The organism is Amycolatopsis orientalis (assembly GCF_000943515.2).
Taxonomy (GTDB): Bacteria; Actinomycetota; Actinomycetes; order Mycobacteriales; family Pseudonocardiaceae; genus Amycolatopsis; species Amycolatopsis orientalis.
Map to the genome: position 1 here is coordinate 314,769 of NZ_CP016174.1, position 21,775 is coordinate 336,543.

General features: G+C 68.5%; 24 protein-coding genes. 19 read left to right on the forward strand and 5 right to left on the reverse strand.

Annotated elements, in window-relative coordinates:
* Positions 1-9: 9 nt before the first annotated feature.
* On the reverse strand, positions 10-1,128 hold the full coding sequence (locus tag SD37_RS01490; protein ID WP_044853516.1) for a glycerophosphodiester phosphodiesterase: 1,119 nt from the start codon (positions 1,126-1,128) through the stop codon (positions 10-12).
* A 176-nt stretch (positions 1,129-1,304) separates the two neighbouring features.
* Here SD37_RS01490 and purD point away from each other — a divergent pair, with 176 nt between their 5' ends.
* The 7 genes from purD (at position 1,305) to SD37_RS01525 (ending at position 7,777) form a co-directional block, all read left to right on the forward strand.
* Positions 1,305-2,567 (forward strand): phosphoribosylamine--glycine ligase, encoded by a 1,263-nt coding sequence (purD, locus tag SD37_RS01495; protein WP_037306078.1) that lies wholly within the window; start codon positions 1,305-1,307, stop codon positions 2,565-2,567.
* Positions 2,568-2,697: 130 nt separating this feature from the next.
* Complete coding sequence (locus SD37_RS01500) at positions 2,698-3,084, forward strand: hypothetical protein (protein ID WP_044853517.1); 387 nt, start codon at positions 2,698-2,700, stop codon at positions 3,082-3,084.
* Complete coding sequence (locus SD37_RS01505; protein ID WP_236725253.1) at positions 3,035-3,676, forward strand: DUF3558 domain-containing protein; 642 nt, start codon at positions 3,035-3,037, stop codon at positions 3,674-3,676. The genes SD37_RS01500 and SD37_RS01505 overlap by 50 nt, the downstream gene beginning before the upstream one ends.
* Before the next feature lie 10 nt (positions 3,677-3,686).
* Positions 3,687-5,360: a PPE domain-containing protein gene (locus SD37_RS01510; RefSeq protein WP_044853519.1), complete on the forward strand. Its 1,674-nt coding sequence runs from the start codon at positions 3,687-3,689 to the stop codon at positions 5,358-5,360.
* A 4-nt stretch (positions 5,361-5,364) separates the two neighbouring features.
* On the forward strand, positions 5,365-6,135 hold the full coding sequence (locus tag SD37_RS01515) for an ESX secretion-associated protein EspG (RefSeq protein WP_083254856.1): 771 nt from the start codon (positions 5,365-5,367) through the stop codon (positions 6,133-6,135).
* Between the two features lie 167 nt (positions 6,136-6,302).
* Positions 6,303-6,614, forward strand: coding sequence for a hypothetical protein (locus SD37_RS01520; RefSeq protein ID WP_026467133.1), 312 nt, complete (start codon positions 6,303-6,305; stop codon positions 6,612-6,614).
* Positions 6,615-6,658: 44 nt separating this feature from the next.
* Positions 6,659-7,777, forward strand: coding sequence for a transglycosylase SLT domain-containing protein (locus SD37_RS01525; protein WP_044853520.1), 1,119 nt, complete (start codon positions 6,659-6,661; stop codon positions 7,775-7,777).
* An 86-nt stretch (positions 7,778-7,863) separates the two neighbouring features.
* Here the strand turns inward: SD37_RS01525 and SD37_RS01530 are convergent, their stop codons facing one another.
* The gene (locus SD37_RS01530; RefSeq protein WP_044853521.1) at positions 7,864-9,048 is read right to left on the reverse strand and encodes an FAD-dependent monooxygenase; all 1,185 of its coding nucleotides are present in this window, start codon (positions 9,046-9,048) and stop codon (positions 7,864-7,866) included.
* Positions 9,049-9,220: 172 nt separating this feature from the next.
* Here SD37_RS01530 and SD37_RS01535 point away from each other — a divergent pair, with 172 nt between their 5' ends.
* The 3 genes from SD37_RS01535 to SD37_RS01545 all read left to right on the forward strand — a co-directional run bounded on the left by SD37_RS01535 (position 9,221) and on the right by SD37_RS01545 (position 11,605).
* Positions 9,221-10,123, forward strand: a complete 903-nt coding sequence (locus tag SD37_RS01535; protein WP_044853522.1) for a TetR/AcrR family transcriptional regulator C-terminal domain-containing protein — start codon at positions 9,221-9,223, stop codon at positions 10,121-10,123.
* Between the two features lie 9 nt (positions 10,124-10,132).
* On the forward strand, positions 10,133-11,299 hold the full coding sequence (locus SD37_RS01540) for a pyridoxal phosphate-dependent aminotransferase (protein ID WP_044853523.1): 1,167 nt from the start codon (positions 10,133-10,135) through the stop codon (positions 11,297-11,299).
* Between the two features lie 120 nt (positions 11,300-11,419).
* Positions 11,420-11,605, forward strand: a complete 186-nt coding sequence (locus tag SD37_RS01545; RefSeq protein WP_037320551.1) for a hypothetical protein — start codon at positions 11,420-11,422, stop codon at positions 11,603-11,605.
* A 20-nt stretch (positions 11,606-11,625) separates the two neighbouring features.
* Here SD37_RS01545 and SD37_RS01550 read toward each other — a convergent pair whose 3' ends face one another.
* The 3 genes from SD37_RS01550 to SD37_RS01560 all read right to left on the reverse strand — a co-directional run bounded on the left by SD37_RS01550 (position 11,626) and on the right by SD37_RS01560 (position 14,169).
* Entirely contained in the window at positions 11,626-12,453 is an 828-nt protein-coding gene (locus SD37_RS01550) for an SAM-dependent methyltransferase (RefSeq protein ID WP_044853524.1), read from the reverse strand.
* Positions 12,454-12,556: 103 nt separating this feature from the next.
* Positions 12,557-13,135 carry an HAD family hydrolase gene (locus SD37_RS01555; protein ID WP_044853525.1) on the reverse strand — a complete coding sequence of 193 codons (579 nt, stop codon included), beginning with the start codon at positions 13,133-13,135 and terminating at the stop codon, positions 12,557-12,559.
* A 2-nt stretch (positions 13,136-13,137) separates the two neighbouring features.
* On the reverse strand, positions 13,138-14,169 hold the full coding sequence (locus SD37_RS01560; protein ID WP_044853526.1) for a threonine aldolase family protein: 1,032 nt from the start codon (positions 14,167-14,169) through the stop codon (positions 13,138-13,140).
* A gap of 135 nt (positions 14,170-14,304) precedes the next feature.
* Between SD37_RS01560 and SD37_RS01565 the strand changes: the two genes are divergently transcribed.
* From SD37_RS01565 to SD37_RS01605, 9 genes are all read left to right on the forward strand, one after another.
* Positions 14,305-14,823, forward strand: coding sequence for a SigE family RNA polymerase sigma factor (locus tag SD37_RS01565; RefSeq protein WP_005152531.1), 519 nt, complete (start codon positions 14,305-14,307; stop codon positions 14,821-14,823).
* Positions 14,810-15,514, forward strand: coding sequence for a hypothetical protein (locus tag SD37_RS01570; RefSeq protein WP_044853527.1), 705 nt, complete (start codon positions 14,810-14,812; stop codon positions 15,512-15,514). The genes SD37_RS01565 and SD37_RS01570 overlap by 14 nt, the downstream gene beginning before the upstream one ends.
* Positions 15,515-15,538: 24 nt before the next feature.
* Positions 15,539-16,132 (forward strand): TetR/AcrR family transcriptional regulator, encoded by a 594-nt coding sequence (locus tag SD37_RS01575; RefSeq protein ID WP_044853528.1) that lies wholly within the window; start codon positions 15,539-15,541, stop codon positions 16,130-16,132.
* A 53-nt stretch (positions 16,133-16,185) separates the two neighbouring features.
* Positions 16,186-17,616: an adenylosuccinate lyase gene (purB, locus tag SD37_RS01580; RefSeq protein ID WP_044853529.1), complete on the forward strand. Its 1,431-nt coding sequence runs from the start codon at positions 16,186-16,188 to the stop codon at positions 17,614-17,616.
* A gap of 231 nt (positions 17,617-17,847) precedes the next feature.
* Positions 17,848-18,675 (forward strand): substrate-binding periplasmic protein, encoded by an 828-nt coding sequence (locus SD37_RS01585; RefSeq protein WP_044853530.1) that lies wholly within the window; start codon positions 17,848-17,850, stop codon positions 18,673-18,675.
* A 3-nt stretch (positions 18,676-18,678) separates the two neighbouring features.
* On the forward strand, positions 18,679-19,452 hold the full coding sequence (locus SD37_RS01590) for an ABC transporter substrate-binding protein (RefSeq protein ID WP_044853531.1): 774 nt from the start codon (positions 18,679-18,681) through the stop codon (positions 19,450-19,452).
* A gap of 8 nt (positions 19,453-19,460) precedes the next feature.
* Entirely contained in the window at positions 19,461-20,252 is a 792-nt protein-coding gene (locus SD37_RS01595; RefSeq protein WP_044854010.1) for an ABC transporter substrate-binding protein, read from the forward strand.
* Entirely contained in the window at positions 20,253-21,011 is a 759-nt protein-coding gene (locus SD37_RS01600; RefSeq protein ID WP_044853532.1) for an amino acid ABC transporter permease, read from the forward strand.
* Complete coding sequence (locus tag SD37_RS01605) at positions 21,008-21,751, forward strand: amino acid ABC transporter ATP-binding protein (protein ID WP_044853533.1); 744 nt, start codon at positions 21,008-21,010, stop codon at positions 21,749-21,751. Before SD37_RS01600 ends, SD37_RS01605 begins: the two co-directional genes overlap by 4 nt.
* The last annotated feature ends 24 nt before the right edge of the window (positions 21,752-21,775 follow it).

Below are 21,775 nucleotides of genomic sequence, written 5' to 3' on the forward strand. Positions count from 1 at the left end.
GAGAGAGCGTCAGCGCCCCTCGAACGCCTTCACCGCCTCCAGCGCCGTGTCCGGGTGGTCGGCGAAGTACCCGTCGACACCCGCCTTGAGGAACGCCTCCTGATCGGCGAACGCGTTGCCGTACTCGGCGAGGTTCGCCGAGGAGCGCAGGTTCTGCGGGAGGAAGTTGTTCTCGTTGCGGAACGTGTACGGCCCCACCTTCAGCCCGGCCTGGTGCGCGTCGGCGACGAGCCTGGTCGGCTGTCCCAGCGCACCGTTCACCACCGGGATGACCTGCGCCTTCTCCGGGCCCAGGTAGTCCGCGTACTTCGAGATCTCCTTCAGGCCCGCAGGCGTGACGAGGTCGGCGTACGTCCGCGGGTCACCCTTCGCGATGAAGTCGGCGGGAGCGCCGGTCGCCGAGGTCAGCTGCAGCAGCGGCACCCGCACCTGACGCGAAAGCTCGATCAGGTTCGACACCTCGAAGGACTGGATGATCACCGGCGCCTTCGGGTGGTTGAGCCCGTTGCGCTTGAGCAGCTCGACCAGCTTCGGTTCGGTCGGGTTCTTGATCGACGAGAAGTACGTCGAGTGCTTGACCTCCGGGTAGGTCCCCAGCTCACGGCGCAGTTCGCGGCCGAGGCGGCGCGTCAGGTCGAGCACCTCCTGGTAGGTGGCGATCTGGTAGCGGCCGTCGTAGATCTTGTTGTTCGGCCGCAGCTGCGGGATCCGCTCGGTCGCGCGCAGCGTCTTCAGCTCGGCGAGGGTGAAGTCCTCGGTGAACCAGCCGGTGAACGACGTGCCGTCGATGACCTTCGTCGTCTTCCGGTTCGCGAACTCGGGGTGCTTCGCGACGTCGGTGGTCCCGCCGATCTCGTTCTCGTGCCGGGCGACCAGCTGGCCGTCCTTGGTGGGCACGAGGTCGACGTCGACCCAGTCGACGCCCTGGCGGTAGGCGAGTTCATACGAGGCGAGCGTGTGCTCCGGGCGGTAGCCGGGGGCGCCGCGATGTCCGACGATCACCGGTCCATGGTGACCCTTGGCCTGCGCCGTCACCTCTCGGGCACCCGGCTCGGTGGCGCCCGCGAGCCCGGAGACGCTGAGCAGGGCGAGACCGGACAGGGCGAGTACGCCCAGTCGCTTTCGCATGGTGGGGAACCTCTTTCGCTTGAACTCGGGGTACCGCGCCACCCTTGACGCAGGAGGCGTCCGGACGGCGAAGACGGACCGGCGGAGCGCTGACCGCCGGGTGAACGCCGGATGGAACCACCCGCTCGAGGACGGCGACGTCTTCGTAGCTCACCGGCACGGTTACCCTGTGCGTCGTGCGCGTACTGGTAATCGGGTCCGGCGCCCGTGAGCATGCACTTGTCCTCGCGGTCGCGGAAGACCCTTCCGTCACCGCACTGGCCTGTGCCCCGGGCAACGCCGGCACCTCTTCGGTGGCCGAGCAGCTCGGCGTGGAAGCGGCAGACCCCGAGTCGGTCGCCGCCCTCGCCAAGCAGTGGCAGGCGGACCTGGTGGTGGTCGGCCCCGAGGTCCCGCTGGTGGCCGGTGTCGCCGACGCGGTCCGGAAGGCGGGCATCGCCTGCTTCGGCCCGTCCGCGTCCGCGGCCAGGATCGAAGGCTCGAAGGCGTTCGCGAAGGACGTCATGGCGGCCGCCAACGTGCCGACGGCTCACTGCGAGGTGGTCGACACCCCGGCCCGCCTCGACGCCGCGCTCGCCCGCTTCGGCCCCACCTGGGTGGTCAAGGACGACGGCCTCGCCGCGGGCAAGGGCGTCGTGGTCACCACGGACGTCGACGTCGCGCGCAAGCACGCGCTGATGCTGCTCGACGGCGGCCACCCGGTGCTCCTGGAGTCCTTTTTGGATGGTCCGGAAGCCTCGCTCTTCTGCTTCGTCGACGGCCGCACGGTCGTCCCGCTGCTGCCCGCGCAGGACTTCAAGCGCGTCGGCGACGGCGACGCGGGCCCGAACACCGGTGGCATGGGCGCCTACGCGCCGCTGCCCTGGGCGCCGAAGGACCTTGTCGACGACGTCGTCGCCCGCATCGTGCAGCCCGTGGTCGACGAACTCGACAACCGCGGCGCCACCTTCTCCGGCCTGCTCTACGCCGGTCTCGCGCTGACTTCCGAAGGCCCGCAGGTCATCGAGTTCAACTGCCGCTTCGGCGACCCGGAGACCCAGGTGGTCCTGGCGCTGCTGCGCAGCCCGCTCGGCAAGGTCCTGCACGCGACGGCGACCGGCAAGCTCGCCGAGTTGCCGCCGCTGGACTGGGACTCCGGCGCGGCGGTCACCGTCGTCATCGCCGCCGACGGCTACCCCGGCAAGCCGAGGACGGGCGACGTCATCACCGGTGGCGAGATCGAAGGCGTGCTCCACGCCGGGACCCGCCGCCGCGACGACGGTGCCGTGGTCTCCTCCGGTGGCCGTGTGCTGTCGGTCGTCGGCACCGGCAAAAACCTGAAGGCCGCCCGCAAGGATGCCTACGCGACGGTCGAGAAGGTCCACCTCGCCGGATCGCACCACCGCACCGACATCGCCCTGCTCGCCGCCAAGGGAGAGATCGCCACCCCGGTCTCGTGAATTCCCGACGGAACCGTTCCGGTCCCGGGTACGTCTAACCCGGTATTTCCTGTGAAGCTTAGGCAGCCGATACATCAGCGTTGGTAGCCTCGACAGGGCGAACGGTCACCGTCCGTACAAGGGGTGGGGAATGGCAGCATCGAGCAAGATCCAGGACCTCACGTCCGCGGTCCCCGTGCCACCGTCGGTGGCCGACATCAGAGTGTATCCATCGAAGCTGCTCGAAGTGGCGAAGATCGTCGAAGAACAGGTCGACGCGCTGCAGGACAAGCTGCTGACGCGGCTCGATCAGCTGCGCATCGACACTCCGGCCAACGACACCGTGAGCGTCCACGCGACCAGCGTCTGGAACGAGCTCGTGGCCGACGGCGACCAGTCGTACGCCGCGCAGGTCAAGGCGTACGTTGCCGGGCTCAGGGGCTTGGTGAGCCAGCTCCGCACGGCGGCCAAGGAGTACAAGACCAGTGATGCGGACAAGGCCGCCGCGTTCGGGGACCGTGGTGTACACCGGGCGTAAGCCTCGTGTGCTGGTGTCCGGCGGGGTGCTCACCCTCGTGCTGGCCGGATGTACCACGGACACGGGCGGACAGGCGTTTCCCGACGAACCGGCGCTGGCTTCGGCCACGCAGGGCGCCAAGGCGTCCGCGTTGCCCGCCAGGCCCGCCGAGTTGAGCCTGCAGGGCGTCGATCCGTGCGCCTTGATCACCGAGCCGCAGCTCGACCAGCTCAAGATCAACAGCAAGCCGCGCGCGGCCGCGGAACCGATCGACGGCCCGACCTGTGTCCTCGACGCGGACGCCGCGCAGCCCTTCCACAGCTATTACCTCCGCACGGTCACCGCGGACGTCGAAGAGTGGTTCACCGGTAAACGCCGCAAGAACAGCATGACCACGGAACCGAAGGCGGTCGGCGGGTTCCCCGCCATCACGAACTACCGCGACGCCGGGAAACCGGCCGATTGCGAAACGCTCGTCGGTGTCGCGAAAGGCCAGACGCTGGCGGTGCGGGCCGTCACCGTCACCGCCGGCGCGTTCACCATGCCGCAACTGTGCGAGATGTCCGCGCAGGCGGCCGACATGGCTTTGCAGACCTTGAAAGCACGCAATTAGGGAGGGCGCCGTGAACGTTTCCGACCTCGCGGGCAAGCTCCGCGATCTTCGGTTCGACGGCTACACCGACACCGGGATCGCGACCGAGATCGAGCGCTTCCGCAGCGGCGACGGCACCGGCAGCATCGGCATCGCCGTCGACGCGCTGAAGTCCGTCGCGTCCGCGCTCGCCGACACCGACAAGACGCTGCGCGACGAGCTGGGCAAGCTCGGCGTGGAATGGCAGAGCGAGGCGGGTGGCGCCGCCGGCCAGGTGTTCACCGAGCAGGCAGGCTTCTCCCAGGACGCGAACTCGAAGGTCTCGCATTCCGCCGAGATGATCTTCGCCCAGGGTGAGGCCTTCAACCGGACACTGCACAAGCTCCCGGATCCGGAAGTGGTCCGGAAGGGCGCGGGCGGCTTGACCCTCGGCGACGTCGTGCTGAGCCTCATCGGCTTCGAGACGGACCACGCCAAGAGCGTCAGCGCGGCGAACAACGCGCGGGCGCAGGCGCAGGAGGCGTTGAACGACTACGCCAAGACCAGTGGCGAGAACCTGCTGACGACCGACACGCTGGCCGACCCGCAGGCGATGAACCTGACCCAGACCACGACCGCCGCCGGGGTCGGCGGCGGGGCAGGCCCGCTCGACCTGGCGGGCACGGCCACCGAGCTGACCCCGGACGGCAGTGTGCGGCCCGCGTCGGCCGCCGTCGAGTCGAAGTACGTGCCGCCGGTCGTGCAGCCCGTCAGCAACCCGAAGGCGCCGTCGTACGACGCGCCGACCCCGGCTTACGGCGTCGCCGTCGGCGGAGGCGGTGTCTCCCGGAAGACCGGTGCTTCACTGCCCAACACCGGCGCGACCGCCCCCGCGGCCGCCGCACCGACGACGCCGTCCGGCACGTCCAGGCCGGCCCCGGCGCCCGGCAGCGGCTGGGTGACGCCGAACCGGCCCGCGCCGCAGCCCGAACAGGGCAGGCCGTCGTACCCGATCACCGGCTCGCCCGGTTCCCCGTTCATCCCGCCGGGTGCGCCGAACCTGCCCCCGGGCTCCCCGAACGTCCCGCCGGGCCAGTCCACCGGCAGCCTGCCGCCGAGCAGCAGCTCGACGTCGGCGCAGCCGCCGGGCAAGTCGTTCGGCCCCGGCCCCGGCATCGACGGCGCCCTCGGCAAGGGGCCGGGTTCCAGCTCGGGCCCCGGCGTCTTCGGTGGCGTCGGCGGTGGCCAGGGCGGCGGCGACCAGGCGCTCGGCAAGGGCCGCTCGGTCGGCGCCGGACCGCAGGCGCCACTGGCGGGCGGCAACGAGTCGGGCCGCGGCTTCCCCGCCGTTCCGAAGGTCACCGGCCCGGCCGCGGGCGACCTGGGTGCCGGTGCCGCCGCGCTCGGCGCCGGTGTCGCGGGCGGCGCGCTGAGCGGGGACAAGGAACGCGACCGCCGTCCCCGTCAGGAAGGCGGCGGCAAGCCGACCCGCCAGCTGCCGATCGGCGAGCTTCCCGAAGAAGAGGCCATGCGGCGCTCCGAGAAGATCGGCGCGAAGCAGCCGAAGGCCGAGTCGAAGTTCATGGAGCGCGCGGCCACCCAGGACGTCGAAGAGGACGCGGAGCACATCCGCCGCTTCGGCGTCGACGACAAGGATCTGTTCACCGACGAGCGCATGGTGTCGCCCGACGTGATCGGTGAGCACGGCAACCGGGAAGCGCGCTGAACCTGTGCCGAACGACACCGGCAGCCTGGTGCTGTCCGCACTCGAGTTCGAGATGCTCTGGGAAGCCGAACGGCTGCCCCGCCGCCATGTCTCCCTTGACGTGCCGAGTCCGGGAACGACCCATACGGAACGCGCGGCCCTGATCGAAGAGGCCTGGGAATCCCTGCGCGGGCGAGGCCTCGCGCGGGGGTACCAGGCGTCCGGCGAGCTGGTCGACATGCTGAACCTGTTCGCGCACCCCCGGTTCGCGATCGACGTCTGGGTGTGGACCGATCGGGAGATCAAGGGTCAGGCCGTCAGCGTCGGCAACCAGGCCCTGCTCGGCGTCGTCGACTCCGGCCAGGTGTGGTTGATCCCCGCCCGCGAAGGCGCCCTCGCCGAAGCGGCCGTCTCCGTCGCGGGCGACCTCGGCCCCGGCGTCGGCCAGTCGATCAGCATCCCGCACGACGTCCTCCGCGACGCCGACGCCGCCGCCCGCGGCGACGCGAAAGCACTGGTCACCGCCCTGGAAGACCTGGACGTCCCGCTGTGGCAGGCCCAGGAGGTGGCAGGCATGCTGCTCGGCCAGGAGGCCCGCGGCCAGTTCGGCGTCGAACGCGCGGGCCGGGACGGCCGCCCGCGCCGCGCGGACAGCGTGGTCGCCTTCTACGACACGGACGCCGGGCGGTACCTGTTCCAGGTCGCACGGAACCGCGACGGCCGGGATTGGGCGACCATCACCCCGGCGGACAATCAGCTGCTGGCGACGCGGATCCGGGAAGTCGCCGATTTCTGACTTGCCCGATTGGGCCGTTTCGTGAAGTCGATATCGGCGGGGTGGAACTTGGCGTGGATGCGCACACGGCCCGCTTCCGAGGTCTTAAAGTGTGCGCGGGAACCGTCCTGATCGGCCGCGCGTCTGATCGGGCGGATACGAGTTTTCCGTGAAGGGGATGACGAACCGTGCCTGTGTACGACCCGGATTCCATGGGGATCGCCGCCGGACAGGTGGAGAAGCTCAAGGACGAGTTCGAGAAGACCAAAAAAGGCGTCACCGGGATGGATGACGAGAAGGAAAGCCCCTTCGGCGGAGTGGACGAACACGGCGACGCGCACGGCGCGGTCGGCAAGTTCAAACAAGGCGTCCACAACGAATTCGATTCGGCCGGTCAGCTGATGGAGGCCACGGCCTTCGTACTGCGAAAGGCGGCAGGGCTGATCAAGGAGACCGAAGCGGTCCACGTGGACAACCTGAAGGTGCACGGGGATCTGTGAGAACTCGCCAGGCCTGGGGGCCGGAAACCAAGGGGGCTTGAGCAGTGGCTTTGAACGGTGTCGGCGCCGGTACGCCGGACGGCTGGGGTGAACTCGTCAAGAAGGCCGATCAGGTCGCCAAGGTGAACCTCGACGCCATCCACAACGCTTCGGTGCAGTTCAAGACGGCGGCCGACAACGCGGGTGACCACAGCGCCGCCTTGACCCGATCGACCGACGCCCTCAACGGTGGCGTCTGGAGCGGCCCGGCCGCGGACGCCTTCTTCGAGTACGTCAGGTCCATCACCAAGGCCGGGCAGAACGTCGAGGCACAGCTGGGCAAGGTCGTGGACGACCTCGATCGCGTCCACACCGACCTCGGCAACATCAAGACCCAGGTCGCGGACGCCTACAAGGGCGCCGAAGAGCAGGTCAACGCCATCAACACCAAGGCGCAGGCCGCCGCCGACGCCGCGAAGAACGCGGCCGCGCAGGCCGAGAAGGATCACAAGCCGGCGCCGAGTCCTTCGGCCGCCGAGATCATCCAGAAGGCCAAGACCGAGATCAACACGGTCACCAGCACCGCGGACACCCGGGTCAAGGGTCTGCTCGATCAGGCCAACCAGATGATCCAGAAGTCCCAGGAGCTGATGAAGAAGGACATCGAGGGCGGCTACTCGAAGGTCCCGATGCCCGGCAAGGACGGCACCGTCCCCAAACGCACCGGCGGTCTCCACACCGGAGGTGGCGGCGGTGGAGGAGGCGGCGGTGGCGGTGGGGGCGGCGGCCTCGGGCCGAGCGGTGGCCCGCCGTCGACGACGCCGCCGGGCAACGTCCAGCAGTGGATCCAGGAAGCCATCAAGATCCTGCAGGCGGCCGGGATCCCGGTGACCGACGCGGACATCCAGAAGATCTGGACGATCATCGAGAAGGAGTCCGGCGGTAATCCCAACGCCATCAACAACTGGGATTCCAACGCCGCGAAGGGCACTCCGTCGAAGGGCCTGATGCAGTGCATCGACCCGACCTTCAACGCGCACAAGCTGCCGGGGCACGACGACATCTACAACCCGGTCGACAACATCATCGCGGGGGTCCGGTACACGTTCTCGCGCTACGGCGGGTTCGACGGCCACCCCGGTCTGAAGTCCATGGCCGGTGGCGGCGGATACCAGGGCTACTGATCGCGTCGTGAGTGGTAAGTGTCGTTAGAACGACACTTGCCACTCACGACCACCTGTACCGACCGCTCACCGCGACCGGCTTCGCCTCAGTAGTCCTTCAGTACCAACGCGTTCGACGCTTCGGTCAGCGGCCGCATCGCCGCCTTCATCACCCGCGAGCTGAACGGCAGACGGCTCAGCATCCGCATCGACTGGATCTGCTTCCACTGCGCGAATCGCGTCTGCTTCCGCTGGTTCAACGCCGCCAGTGCTTGATTCCGCAGCACGAACGGCCGCATTTCCCTTTCGTAAGTGGCGAAAGCGGTGCGATGGTCGTGAGCGGTGGCAAGTGAACCCGCCAGCACGTAAGCCCCGACCAGCGCCAAACTGGTTCCCTGTCCCGAAAGTGGCGAAGGGCCGTAGCCCGCGTCGCCGACCAGTGCGACCCGTCCTTCGGTGAACCGGTCCATCCGGATCTGCGTCATCGAGTCGAAGTACAGCTCGCTCGAAGCCATTTCCCGCACCAGCCGCGGTACTTCCCAGCCTTGGCCGTGGAACCGGTCGGCGATGAGTTTCCGTTGCTGCTCAAGGTCATGACGGTCGAAATCGAGTTCCGGCGACTGGAAGCCGAGCATCGCCCGCGCCTCCGTGTTCCCCCGCGCGCTGTAGATGCCCGCCAGTTTCCCCGGCGTCAGGTGGAAGGTCTGCCAGCGGTCCAGGTCGAGAAAATTCGGCACGGTGAACACCGCCAGATACGTGTCCAGATGGTGCGAAAACTCTTTCTCCGCACCGAAAACCAGGGAACGCACGGCCGAATGCTGCCCGTCCGCGCCGACGACGAGAGCGAAGTCCCGTGCCTCGCCGCGGGCGAAGGTGACCCGTACGCCGTCGGCGTGCTGCGCGATCCCGGTGATCCAATCGCCGTAGACGTACTCGACGCCTTCCTGTGCGACCGAAGCCAGGACCTCGGTCAGGTCGTCCCGCAGGATCTCGACGTCGTCGCTGTCGGTGAGCCCGCCGGTCAGCGTGTGTTCGGTGACCTTCGCCAGCGTCTTCCCGGCCCCGTTCACGAACGACATCCCGCGCATGTCCGTTCTCAGCTCCCGAAGCCGCTCAAGCACTCCCATCCGCTCGACGACGCCGAGTGCCGTGCCGCGGATGTCGACGGCGTGCCCGCCGACCCGCGGCGCCGGTGCCCGCTCGACGACGGTCGGCGCGAAGCCGTGCCGCCGCAGCCAGTACGCGAGCGTCGTCCCGGCGATCCCCGCCCCCGAAATCAGTACCTGCCGCATGTGAACTCCCCTGTGTACGCTGTTTTGAAGCACTGCGTACAACGTATGAGCAGCGCGGCGGCGACCCTGGAAAGAGCAGCTGGGAATCCTTGGTGCACTAGTGCGATGTGCCTAGTGCACTTGTGGGAATGGACCGCGAGGCGAACAAGCGCACTACGGCAAGGAGCCGACCATGACCGATCCGCCCTACCTGCGGATCGCCGCCGAGATCCGCCGCCGGATCGTCACCGGTGAGCTGCGCGAGGGCCAGAAAGTCCCTTCGACGCGCCAGATCATCGCCGAATGGGGAGTCGCGATGGCGACCGCGACGAAGGTGCTCGCCACCCTCAAACGGGACGGTCTGGTCGTCGCCAAACCCGGCGCCGGCACGGTCGTCACGGGCCGTACCCCGAAAGCCGCGCCGAGAACCGAGCCGGAGCTGTCGCGCCGGCGGGTGGTGCGGGCCGCGATCCGGATCGCCGACGCCGAGGGCATCCGCGCGCTCTCCATGCGCCGCATCGCGTCCGGTCTCGGCGTCGCGCCGATGGCGCTGTATCGCCATGTCTCCGCGAAGGACGACCTCATCCTCGAAATGGCCGACGTCGCACTCGGCGAGATCCGCTTCCCACCCGATCCGCCGCCCGGCTGGCGGGCGCAACTGGAGTTGATGGCCAGGGCCCAATGGGCGCTCTTCCGCCGCCATCCCTGGCTCGCGCAAGCGCTTTCGGTCACCCGCCCGCAGCCGTTGCCGAATCTGCTCCAGCACGCCGACTGGGCCACCCGCGCCCTCGACGGTCACGGCCTCCCGCCGTCGACGATCATGTACGCGCACATCACGATCTTCAACCACGTCCGCGGCACCGCCCTCAACTTCGAGGCCGAGGCGGAATCCGAATCCGGCACCGCGCTCACCGCCGACGACTGGCTCGCCGAACACGAGCCGATCCTCTGGGACCTCGTCTCGGGCGGCCGGTTCCCGAACTTCACCGACGTCGTCATGCGCGCCCCGTTCGACTTCGATCTCGACACGCTCTTCGAGTTCGGCCTTCAACGCCTTCTCGACGGCTTCGCGGTTCTCCTCGCGAAGGCGGGTTAGCCTCACCCCATGTCCTTCCCTGGTCCCGCCGCTCGTTCCGACGTCCCGCCGTTCCACGTCATGGACGTCCTTTCGGCCGCGCAGGCCCGGCAGCGCAGTCACGGCGACCTGGTCCCGCTGGTCGCGGGGCAGCCGTCCGCGCCGGCGCCGGGCCCGGTGCTCGAAGCCGCTCAGCGGGCGCTGAAGGACCACACCCTCGGCTACACCGAGCAGCTCGGCATCCTGGAACTGCGCGAGGCCGTGGCGGCGCACTACAACCGCACCTACCCGGTCGACGTGAGCCCGCAGGACGTCATCATGACGACCGGTTCGTCCGGCGGTTTCCTGCTTTCGTTCCTCAGCGCCTTCGAAGCGGGGGACCGCGTCGCGATGGCGCGCCCCGGCTATCCGGCCTACCGCAACCTGCTGAAGGTGCTCGGCTGCGAGGTCGTCGAGTTCGCCACCGGACCCGAGACGAACTTCCAGCCGACCGTCGGCCTGCTCGACGAACTGGGGCCGGTCAAGGGACTCATCGTGGCCAGTCCGAGCAATCCCACCGGCACCGTGCTGCCACCGGGTGAACTCGCCGCGATCAGCGGTTGGTGCGCGTCACGCGGCGTGCAGTTGATCAGCGACGAGATCTACCACGGCATCTCCTACGGCGCCGGACTCGACTGCGCCTGGCAGTACGGGAGCGAGGCGCTCGTCCTCGGCTCGTTCTCGAAGTACTTCGCCATGACAGGCTGGCGGCTCGGCTGGATGCTCGCACCCCAGCGACTGCATCGCGCGATCGACGTCCTGACCGGCAACTTCACCATCTGCCCGCCTGCGGTCTCCCAGCACGCCGCGATCGCCGCGTTCACCCCGGAGGCGTACGCGGAGGCCGACGGTCACGTCGAGCGCTACCGCGCCAACCGCGACGCGCTCTTCGCCGGGCTGAAGGGCATCGGCATCGACAAGCTCGCCCCGGCCGAAGGCGCCTTCTACGCCTACGCCGACGTCTCCGAGTACACGAACGACAGCCTCAGCTGGTGCCAGCGCCTCCTCGCCGACACCGGCGTCGCGATCGCCCCCGGCATCGACTTCGACCCTGTCGACGGCGGCAGGTTCGTGCGGTTCTCCTTCGCGGGCTCGCGTGAGGACATCGACGAGGGGATCCGGCGGCTCGGCGACTGGCTCACGGGTCAGCGCCCCTAGGTCAGGGGGAACCCGGAATTCTCCCTGAACGTTGGGCAGAACGAAGGCGCTCGCGAGTTCTGCCTGACAACCTGGACTCACCGGGCCCGCTCGGGCACGGTGAGGCAATCGGAGGATGCCATGTTCTGGAAGATCGTCGGCGGGCTGCTGCTGGCTTGGGTGGCCTTCATGGTGCTCGGGTCCGTGCTCGGTTTCCTCGTGAAGGCCGTCTTTTGGATCGCCGTCATCGGTGGTGCGGTCTTCCTCGGCACGGCCGCGTATGGCGCCATCAAGGGCAAGGGCACCCCGAAGCAGCTTCGCCGCTGAAGGCTTGAACCGCTGAGCCGCTAGGGCTTGCGCGCCACCCCGCCGAGCGACGTGAAGTTCACGGGCGAAAGCGGGGTGAAGCGCGGGCCGTCCGGCCACCACAGGTGGGGGTAGGTCAGCCCGGGGTCGACGAGTTCGAGTCCCCCGAAGAACGACTTGATCTCTTCGCGCGTGCGGTACAGCGTGTCGAGTCCGGTGCCGCTGAAGCGCTTCTCGAGTGAAGTCGCGAGGTCGGCCGCTTCGGAGCCGTCAGCGGGGTTGTGCTGGTGCAGCAGCGCGACGAACGAGCCGGGGGCCAGCGCGCCGACGTAGGCGCGGACGATTTCCCGCGCCTCGTCGAGGTCCTGGATGTGGTGGACGATCGCGCACAGGATCAGCCCGATCGGCCGGTCGAAGTCCAGCCGGTGGGTGCGCTTGAGTTCCTCGACGACCGTGGCCGGTTCGGTCAGGTCGTTGCCCGCCATATGCGCGAAGTCGTTCGACGCGAGGAGCGCGCGGCCGTGCGCCAGTACCACCGGATCGTGGTCGACGTAGACGACCCGCGCCTCCGGGTTGTACCGCTGCGCGACCTGATGCGTGTTGTCCACGGTCGGGAAGCCGGAGCCGAGGTCGAGGAACTGGTCGATGTCGGCCCTGTCGGCCAGGTACCGCACGGTCCGGACCAGCCAGTGCCGGACCTCCTTGGCCATGACCTGTGCTTCCGGTGCCAGTTCGAGGATCTGGCGCAGGACCACCCTGTCGGCCTCGTAGTTGTCCTGGCCGCCCATGAGCGCGTCGAAGACTCGCGCGATGCTCGGCCGGTCGAAATCGACGGGCACGAACGGACGCCGGTCATGAGGACCTGGCATGGGCACCTACCGTGGAAATACTCGGTTCGGGACGAAGTCAGCTTAGGTCATCGGATTCACCGCGTGTGAGCGGATGAACGATGAGGGTGATATCTCCGCCCGTTCAGCCGAGTGCCGATCGCGCGGTTTCCACGCCGAGCCAGCGTTCCGCCTTCATCCCCACCGCCCGCGCACCGTCCACATTGGACTGACGATCGTCGAAGAACAGGCAGTCGGCGGGTTCGGCGCCGAGTTCGCCGAGCAGGATCCGGTAGATCTTCGCGTCCGGCTTCATGCAACCGAGATCGCCGGAGAAGAGTTTCACCCGGAAGAGTTGCGCCCAGTCCTGTTCGCGCACCCAGCGTCCGAAGGTCGACGACGCGTTGGAGAGCAGCGCGAGCGCGGCACCCGCCTCGTGCAGGCCCTCCAGCAGTTCCACCACCGCCGGTTCCAGATGCGTCCAGCCCTCGACGTCGATCCGGGTCAGTTCCTCGGCGAAGGCCCGGTCGACGTCGGCGTTCAGCGCGCGGCCGACGTTCTGCCAGTACTCCAGGTCCGAGCCGCCGGAGTCGTACCGGACCCGTTCGGCCCAGTAGTGCGGCTCGAAATCGGCGAGTTCGACGCCGAAAGCGGCGGCGAGGGTGGGCAGCGCGTCGGTGTGCTCGCTGATGACATCGCCGTAGTCGAAGACGATCCAGTTCATGTTCAGCCCCCGGTCCTGATGCGGTGAAGTGTTTCTTCGATGTCGGCCGCGGACAGGTCCCGGTGCACCACGAACCGGATCCGGCCCGCGGTCGGCAGCACGCGGATCCCGAGCCCCTCCAGCCACTTCAACCTGCCTTCGAGGTCGGGCGCGGCGGCCAGCACGATGTTGGTCTCGGGTTCGTTGACCTCCCAGCCGTGCTCGGCCAGCCCGCCCGCGAGCCGTGTCGCGTTCTCGTGCGACTCCGCAAGGTCGTCGACGCGGTCCAGCGCGACCAGGCAGGCCGCGGCCAGCACGCCGCTCTGCCGGACGCCGCCGCCGAGCATCTGCCGCATCCGCCGCGCCCGCTCGATGAATTCCGGGCTGCCGGCCAGCACCGAGCCGACGGGCGCGCCGAGTCCCTTGGAGAAGCAAGCCGAAACGCTGTCGACACCGACCGTGAGCGCCGCGGGCGGGACCTCCAGCGCGACCGCCGCGTGCCAGAGGCGGGCGCCGTCGAGGTGCACGGTGAGCCCGGCCTCTTTCGCGACCGCCAGCAGCCGGGCGTGCTCGTCGGGCGGGGTGACCGCGCCGCCCGCCGAGTTGTGCGTGTTCTCCAGGCAGAGCAGCGTGGTCCGCAGCGAGTAGTAGGGTCCGGTGGGACCGCCGCCGATCGCGGCCGAGAGCGTCTCCGGCGTCGGGCGTCCCGGTCCGGCGTCGTGCTCCAGCGGGTCCGCCATGCCACCCGCGAGCCAGGCGGCGGAGCCGAGTTCGTCGGTGATCACATGCGCCCCGCGCGGCGCGAGGAACCGGTCGCCACGCTGGAGATGGAGGCTCAGCGCGATCAGGTTCGCCATGGTCCCGCTCGGGGTCCACAGCGCGGCCGGCATGCCGAGGAGTCTCGCGGCGCGCTCTTCGAGGACGGCTGTCGTCGGGTCTCCGTCGAGGACGTTGTCACCGACCTCGGCCTTCGCCATGGCCTGGCGCATGACGTCGTCGGGCCGGGTGACGGTGTCGGAGCGGAAATCGATCAGCGGGTCGGGGCTCAAGGTCACGGTACGATCACATCACATCGTCCGGTCCGCCCTGAACCTCCTCCCCGGCTGGTCCGCCGGGCCCGCTCATGCAACCGTGGACGCCCCCGGTTCCGTCCTACCCACCGACGAGGCAAGAGCGGAGACAACAACCGCGTGAACCAGCGCGACGAACAAGAGTTCGCGGAGTACTTCGCCGCGAAGCGGGACTCCGTGCGCAGGACCGCGTACATGCTCTGCGGTGACTGGCATCGCGCGGACGATCTCGCGCAGACGGCGTTCGTCGCGTTGCACCGGAGGTGGAAGAAGATCAGGGAACGGGCGGCGACCGACGCCTACGTGCGGAAGACGCTGGTCAGGGCGGCCATCGACGAGTCGAGGCGGCCGTGGCGGCGGGAGTGGCAGACCGAAGAGCTGCCCGAACCCCCTCAGGACGGTTTCGACCTCGGCGAACAGGTCGTCACCAGGGAAGACCTGCTGGCCGCGTTGCGTGAAGTACCCCCGAAACAGCGGGCCGTGCTGGTGCTCAGGTTCTTCGAAGGGCTGGACGTCGGCGCGGCGGCGAAGGCGCTCGGCTGCAGCGAGGGGAACGTGAAGAGCCAGACCGCGCGCGGGCTGGCGAACCTCAGGCAGGTCATGGAGAAGGAGGAGGTGGCACGGGATGGACGAGAATGACCTCAAGGCGTTGTTCCGTGACGCCCCCGGCGACATGCCGTCCCCGAGCTTCGACACCGCCGACGTCGTCCGCGCCTCCAAACGCGCCACGGCGCGACGTCGAAACGGTATCGCGGTCGCCTGTAGTGCACTGGTTTTGGTCTTGGGCGGAGTGGGCATGTTCGGCGTGCTCGGCGACGTCGATCTCGGAGTGCCGACCGCGGCCAAATCCGACAACGAGGCCGCTTCCGCGGGGCAACCCGAGGCGGCTTCCGCACGTCCTCTTGACAGCGGGGAGTCCTCGAACTTCTCGAACCCGCCGCCTCAGCAGGGGGGCAGCGGGCCAGAGAAGACCGGCCGGATGACGGCCGAAGGCACCTACGGGTGCGACCAGGTGGATCGGGAGCTCGCCACCGCCCTCGCTGGCGAGCTCCCGGTCCCCGTGGATGTCGCCAAGTCGACGCCCGGCGACATCTGTACGACGGGGGCCAGGTCCGCGGGGTTCCAGGTGCCGGGCGGCACGGTTTCCGCGGCGGTCTTCCCGGCGGGCGCTTCCGTCCCGCCGCTGCCCACCGGGGCGGCCAGTGCGCGGCGGGCGACAGCCAAGGGATCGCTCGTGGTCGTGGTGAGCCTCGGCGACGGCTCGGGCGCTCCCGCGTACTCCGCGTCCGAGGTCGACAGGCTCGTCGGCGTGCTCGCCACCCGTTACTGAGCGCGCCTGGCAAAATAGCCCGTCATGACCGCCGCAGCGACAACGCCGAAGGGTGAGCGACGGCGCGCCGAGCTCGTCGAGGCCGCCGCGTCCCTGCTCGCCGAGGGCGGGTTCGACGCCGTGCGGCACCGCGCGGTCGCCGAACGCGCCGGGTTACCGCTGGCCTCGACGACGTATTACTTCGACTCGCTCGAAGAACTCGTCACCGCCGCTGTCGAGCACCATTCGAACCAGGAGCTGGAGACCGGGCGGAACCGGCTCGAAGAGCTGGCGACCCGCAACCGCGGTGTCGAAGCCACCGTCGACCTGGTGCTGGACATGCTGCTCGGCCCGCTCCGCCCGGAGCGCGAGGCCGACGCCGAAGCCGTCCTCCTGCGTTACGAACGCCTCGTGGGGACGGGCAGGCGTCCGTACCTGCGGCCCCTGATGCGGACGCTGTCCGCGCAGCTGTACGAACTGCTCCACGAGATCTTCGCGCGTTCGGGCACCCCGGTGGACAGCGCCGAGCTGGAGCGGCTGGTCGCCCTGGTCGACGGCGCCGTCGTCAACGCGCTGATCGAGGTCGACCCGGAACCCCGGGCCGCCGCCGCCCGCATGCTGCAGGCCGCGCTCGCCTAGGGGGGTGGGCAAGCGCGTTCAGAGGACGAAATGCGGCGGGTTAGTCTGGCCGCGTGACGCAAAAGCCCCGCATCCCCAACGTGCTCGCCGGCCGCTATGCCTCGCCTGAGCTGGTCGAACTGTGGTCCCCGGAACGCAAGGTCGTGCTGGAGCGTGAGCTGTGGCTCGCCGTCCTTCGGGCGCAGGCGGACCTCGGCGTCGAGGTGCCCGACGGGGTCGTCGCCGACTACGAGCGCGTGCTGGAACAGGTCGACCTCGACTCGATCGCCGCGCGGGAGCGGGTCACCCGTCACGACGTGAAGGCCCGGATCGAGGAGTTCAACGCGCTCGCCGGGCACGAGCACGTGCACAAGGGCATGACGTCGCGCGACCTCACCGAGAACGTCGAGCAGCTGCAGGTGCGGCGTTCGCTGGAGCTGGTACGCGGCCGGGTCGGCGCCGTGCTCGCCCGGCTCGCCGCGATCGCGGTGGAGCACGCCGACACCGTGATGGCAGGCCGTTCGCACAACGTCGCCGCGCAGGCGACGACCCTGGGCAAGCGTTTCGCCACCGCCGCCGACGAACTGCTCGTCGCGTTCGAGCGGCTCGACGACCTGATCGGCCGCTACCCGCTGCGCGGGATCAAGGGGCCGGTCGGCACCGCGCAGGACATGCTCGACCTCCTCGGTGACGAGTCCACTTTGGACGAACTGGAGTCGCGGGTCGCGGCGCACCTCGGGTTCGAGCGGGTGTTCACCAGCGTCGGCCAGGTGTACCCGCGCTCGCTCGACTTCGACGTGCTGTCCACCGTCGTCCAGCTCGCGGCCGCCCCGTCGAGCCTGGCGAAGACGATCCGCCTGATGGCGGGCCACGAACTGGTCACCGAAGGCTTCAAGCCGGGCCAGGTCGGCTCGTCGGCCATGCCGCACAAGATGAACACGCGTTCGTGCGAGCGGGTCAACGGGCTCGCCGTGGTGCTGCGCGGCTACCTGTCGATGATCGGCGAACTCGCCGGCGACCAGTGGAACGAAGGCGACGTCTCCGATTCCGTCGTCCGCCGGGTCGCGCTGCCCGACGCGTTCTTCGCCCTCGACGGCCTGCTGGAGACCTTCCTCACGGTGCTGGCCGAATTCGGCGCCTTCCCTGCGGTCATCTCCCGTGAGCTGGATCGCTATCTGCCGTTCCTCGCCACCACGAAGGTGCTCATGGCGTCGATCCGCGCGGGCGTCGGTCGGGAGACCGCGCACGAGGCGATCAAGGAGAACGCCGTCGGGGTCGCGCTCGCGATGCGGGAGCAGGGGCTCGCGGAGAACGACCTCCTCGACCGCCTCGCCGCCGACGAGCGCATCCCGCTCGACCGCGGTGAGCTGGACAAACTTCTCGCCGACCGGATCTCGTTCACCGGTGTCGCCCCGCGTCAGGTGGCCGCGATCGCTTCGCGCGTCGAGGAGATCCTCAAGCGTTTCCCGGAGGCTGCCGCCTACTCGCCCGCACCCATCCTCTGACGCGGGTCGTGAGTGGTAAGTGTCGTTAGAACGGCACTTGCCACTCACGACCCGCTGTACCGAGGCCACTCTGTGAGCAGCCCCACCCCAGGACGTTCACAGAGTGGGACGAAGTTACTCGAACGGGCGAAATCCCTAATCTCGATCGCTGAACCCGGAGCGCCAGGCCGCCCATCCCGCGGCCTGGCGTGCTTGTATCGCGCCTTGGCGCCGAAACCCACGGAAGAAGCGATGAGATCCACGCTGTCGAAGTTCGTCGCCGTCGTCACGGCGGGAGCGGTCACCCTCGCCCTCGCCGCCTGCGGCTCCGGTGACGCGGGCACGAGCGCCCAGAAACTGCGCGTCGGCACCCTGACCGACGCGCCGCCGTCCATCTACCTGGAGAACGGCACCTTCACCGGCTACGACAACGAACTGCTCCGCGACATCGCGAAGCGCGAGGGCTTCGAGGTCGAGTTCGTCGGCACCGAGTTCGCCGGGCTGCTGGCCGCCGTCGCCACGAACAAGTTCGACATCGGCAGCTCCACGATCTCCACCACCGAGGCCCGCAAGAAGACCGTCGCGTTCAGCAACGGCTACAGCACCGGGTTCACCACGATCCTGACCAAGAAGGGCGCGGGCCTCAAGGACGTCGCCGCGTTCGGCGGCAAGCGGCTCGGCGTCGTGCAGGCGTCGGTCCAGGACGACTTCGCCAGTGGCAAGGTCCCCGGCGCGAACGTCGTGCGCTTCCCCGACTACAACGCCGGTTTCGCGCAGCTGAAGGCCGGCAGTCTCGACGGCTGGGTCGTGCCGAAGGACATCGGGCAGAAGTACATCGACCAGAACCCGGACGTCCCGCTGGAGTTCGGCTACACCGTCGAGACCAAGGACACGCCGTCCGCGTTCGCCGTCCGCAAGGACAACAAGGAGCTGCTGAAGAAGCTCAACGACGGTCTCGCGAAGGCCGTCGCCGACGGGACCGTCGCCCGTCTGCACGCTCAGTTCTTCAAGACCGAGCCGTTGCCGAAGGAACTCGAACAGGGCGGCCCCGGCCTGCCCGTCCAGAACCCGGGGGTCTGAGTCATGAGGAAAACCCTGATCGCGGCACTGACCGCCGGACTCGTCACCGTGCTCTCCGCCTGCGGCGGCGGGGAGTCCGTCACCGAGAAGACCCTGCGGGTCGGCACGCTGAGCGACGCGCCGCCGAACATCTACGTCGAGAACGGCAACTTCACCGGCTTCGACAACGAGCTGCTGAAGGCCATCGCCGCCAAGCAGAACCTGAAGCTGGAGTTCGTTTCGACGGACTTCTCCTCGCTGCTGGGCCAGGTCGCGAACAACCAGTTCGACATCGCCAGTTCGGCCATCGCGCAGACCGACGAGCGCAAGAAGAACGTCGACTTCTCCAGCCCGTACAACTTCGAGGTGATGAGCATCCAGACCAAGGACGGCTCGCCGATCACCGAAGAGAAGGCCTTGGCAGGCAAGCGGGTCGCGGTCATCCAGGCGACCGTCGGTGACAAGTGGCTGTCGTCGACCGTGCCCGACGCGCAGGCCGTGCGGTTCCCCGGGTACGCCCCGGCGCTGGCCGCGCTCAAGAGCGGCGCCGTCGACGCCTACATCCTCGACCAGGCGATCGCCGAGACGAACGTCAAGGAAAGCACCGACGCGAAGCTCAAGGTCGTCAAGTCCTTCACCACCGACGTCCCGCACGGCTTCGCGGTGAAGAAGGGCAACACCGAACTCCAGACGAAGATCAACGAAGGCCTGAAGCAGGTCATCGCCGACGGCACCTGGGTCAAACTGCACGACCGGTTCCTGCCGACGGCGCCGGTACCGGACCAGTTCAAGGCGTGAGGATCACGATGAAGAAGTCACTCGCCGCCGTCAGAGTTCTCACCGCCGCCTCTCTCGTGGCGGTCCTGGCGGCGTGCGGCGGCGGCGAAAGCGCGAGCGGTGGCACGTTGCGTGTCGGCACGCTCAGCGATTCGAAACCCAACGCCTATCAGGAGAACGGCGTGTTCACCGGGTTCGACAACGAGTTGCTGAAGGCCATCGCCACCAGCCAGAACCTGAAACTCGAGTTCGTCTCCACGGAGTTCTCGACGTTGCTGAGCCAGGTCGCCAATGGCAAGTTCGACATCGGCAGCTCGGGGATCTCCCAGACCGACGAACGCCGCAAAACGGTCGACTTCTCGGCGCCCTACAACTACCAGTCGCTCGGTATCGAAGCCCGTGACGGTGTCGGCATCACCGACGAGAACTCCTTGGCGGGCAAGCGGGTCGGGGTCGTGCAGGGCACGGTTTCGGACAGCTGGCTGGCGGCCAACGCCCCTGCGGCGCAGGCCGTGCGGTTCCCGCAGGACGCCGCCGCGCTCGCCGCGCTCAAGGCGGGCGCGATCGACGGCGCGATCTTCGACCAGGCGACCGCCGAGGACTACGCGGCGAAGAACCCGGACGCGAAACTCAAGGTGGTCAAGGCGATCACCACGACCATTCCGCACGGTTTCGCGGTCAAGAAGGGCAACACCGAGCTGGTCGGCAAGCTGAACGCGGGGCTGAAGCAGGTCATCGCCGACGGGACATGGGAAAAGGTGCACCAGCGGTTCGAACCGAACGCGCCGGTGCCCGCGGAGTTCAAGGCCGGGCAGCAGTAAGTGAACGATTTCCTCAACACCTTCCTGAACTGGGAGTACATCCGGCAGGTCTTCCCCGACCTGCTTCGGACGGGGCTGCTGAACACGCTGATCCTGTCGGTGTTCTCGGCGCTGATCGGCACCGTGCTCGGCATGCTGCTGGCCACCATGGGCCTGTCCGGCAAGGCGTGGCTGCGGTGGCCCGCCCGGGTGTACACCGACGTCTTCCGCGGCCTGCCCGCGATCCTGACCATCCTGGTGATCGGGCAGGGCGGGGCGATCCTCATCCCGTCACTGGCGCGGAACCCTTACCCGCTGGGCATTCTGGCGCTGAGCCTGATCGCCGCCGCCTACATCGGCGAGATCTTCCGCGCCGGTATCCAGAGTGTCGAAAAAGGACAGATGGAGGCCAGCCGCGCGCTGGGCATGAGTTACACCAAGGCGATGGCGCTCGTCGTCATCCCGCAGGGTGTGCGACGCGTGCTGCCCGCGCTGGTGAACCAGTTCATCGCGCTGGTCAAGGATTCCAGCCTGGTGTACTTCCTCGGTTTCCTCGCCGAGCAGCGCGACCTGTTCCGGATCGGACAGGATCTCGCGGCCAACACCGGCAACCTGTCGCCGCTGGTGGCGGCGGGCATCGTCTATCTGGTGATCACCGTGCCGCTGACGCATCTGGTCAACTACATCGACAAGAAGCTGCGCACCGGCAAGAAGATCCGCGTCGACGACGAAGGTGACGATCTGACACTGGTCAACAGCGGAAAGGTCCCGATGTCATGAGCACCACCGCTGTCCGTTCCTCCAGCGTCGAACTCCGCGACGTCCACGTCTCCTTCGGCACCCTCGAAGTACTGAAGGGCGTGAACCTCAAGGTCGAGAAGAGCCGCACGACCTGCATCATCGGCCCGTCGGGTTCCGGCAAGTCGACGCTGCTGCGCTGTGTGAACCGGCTGCAGGAGCCCGATTCCGGTGACCTCCTGCTCGGCGGGGAGAGCGTGATCTCGTCCGATCCGGACGCGTTGCGGCAGCGCGTCGGGATGGTGTTCCAGCACTTCAACCTGTTCGGGCACCGCAGTGTGCTGGACAACATCACCTTGCCGCTGCGCAGTGTGCGGAAGCTCGGCAAGGAGGAGGCGACCGAGATCGCGCACGCGCGACTGGCCGAGGTCGGTCTCGCCGACAAGGCGCCGTACCGGCCGAGCGCGCTTTCGGGCGGGCAGCAGCAGCGGGTCGCGATCGCGCGGGCGCTCGCGATGGAGCCCGAGGTCATGCTGTTCGACGAGGCGACCAGCGCGCTCGACCCGGAACTGGTCAAGGGCGTCCTCACCCTGATGGCCGGGCTCGCCGAACGCGGGCTGACCCTGCTCGTGGTCACCCACGAGATGGGGTTCGCGCGCGGCGTCGCGGACGAGGTCGCGTTCATGGACGCCGGGAAGATCGTCGAACATGACGCTCCGGAAGCGATCTTCGACGCTCCGCGAAGTGAGCGGCTGCAACGGTTCCTGTCCCAGGTGCTCTGACGCGGACGACTCGCTAACCTGCGG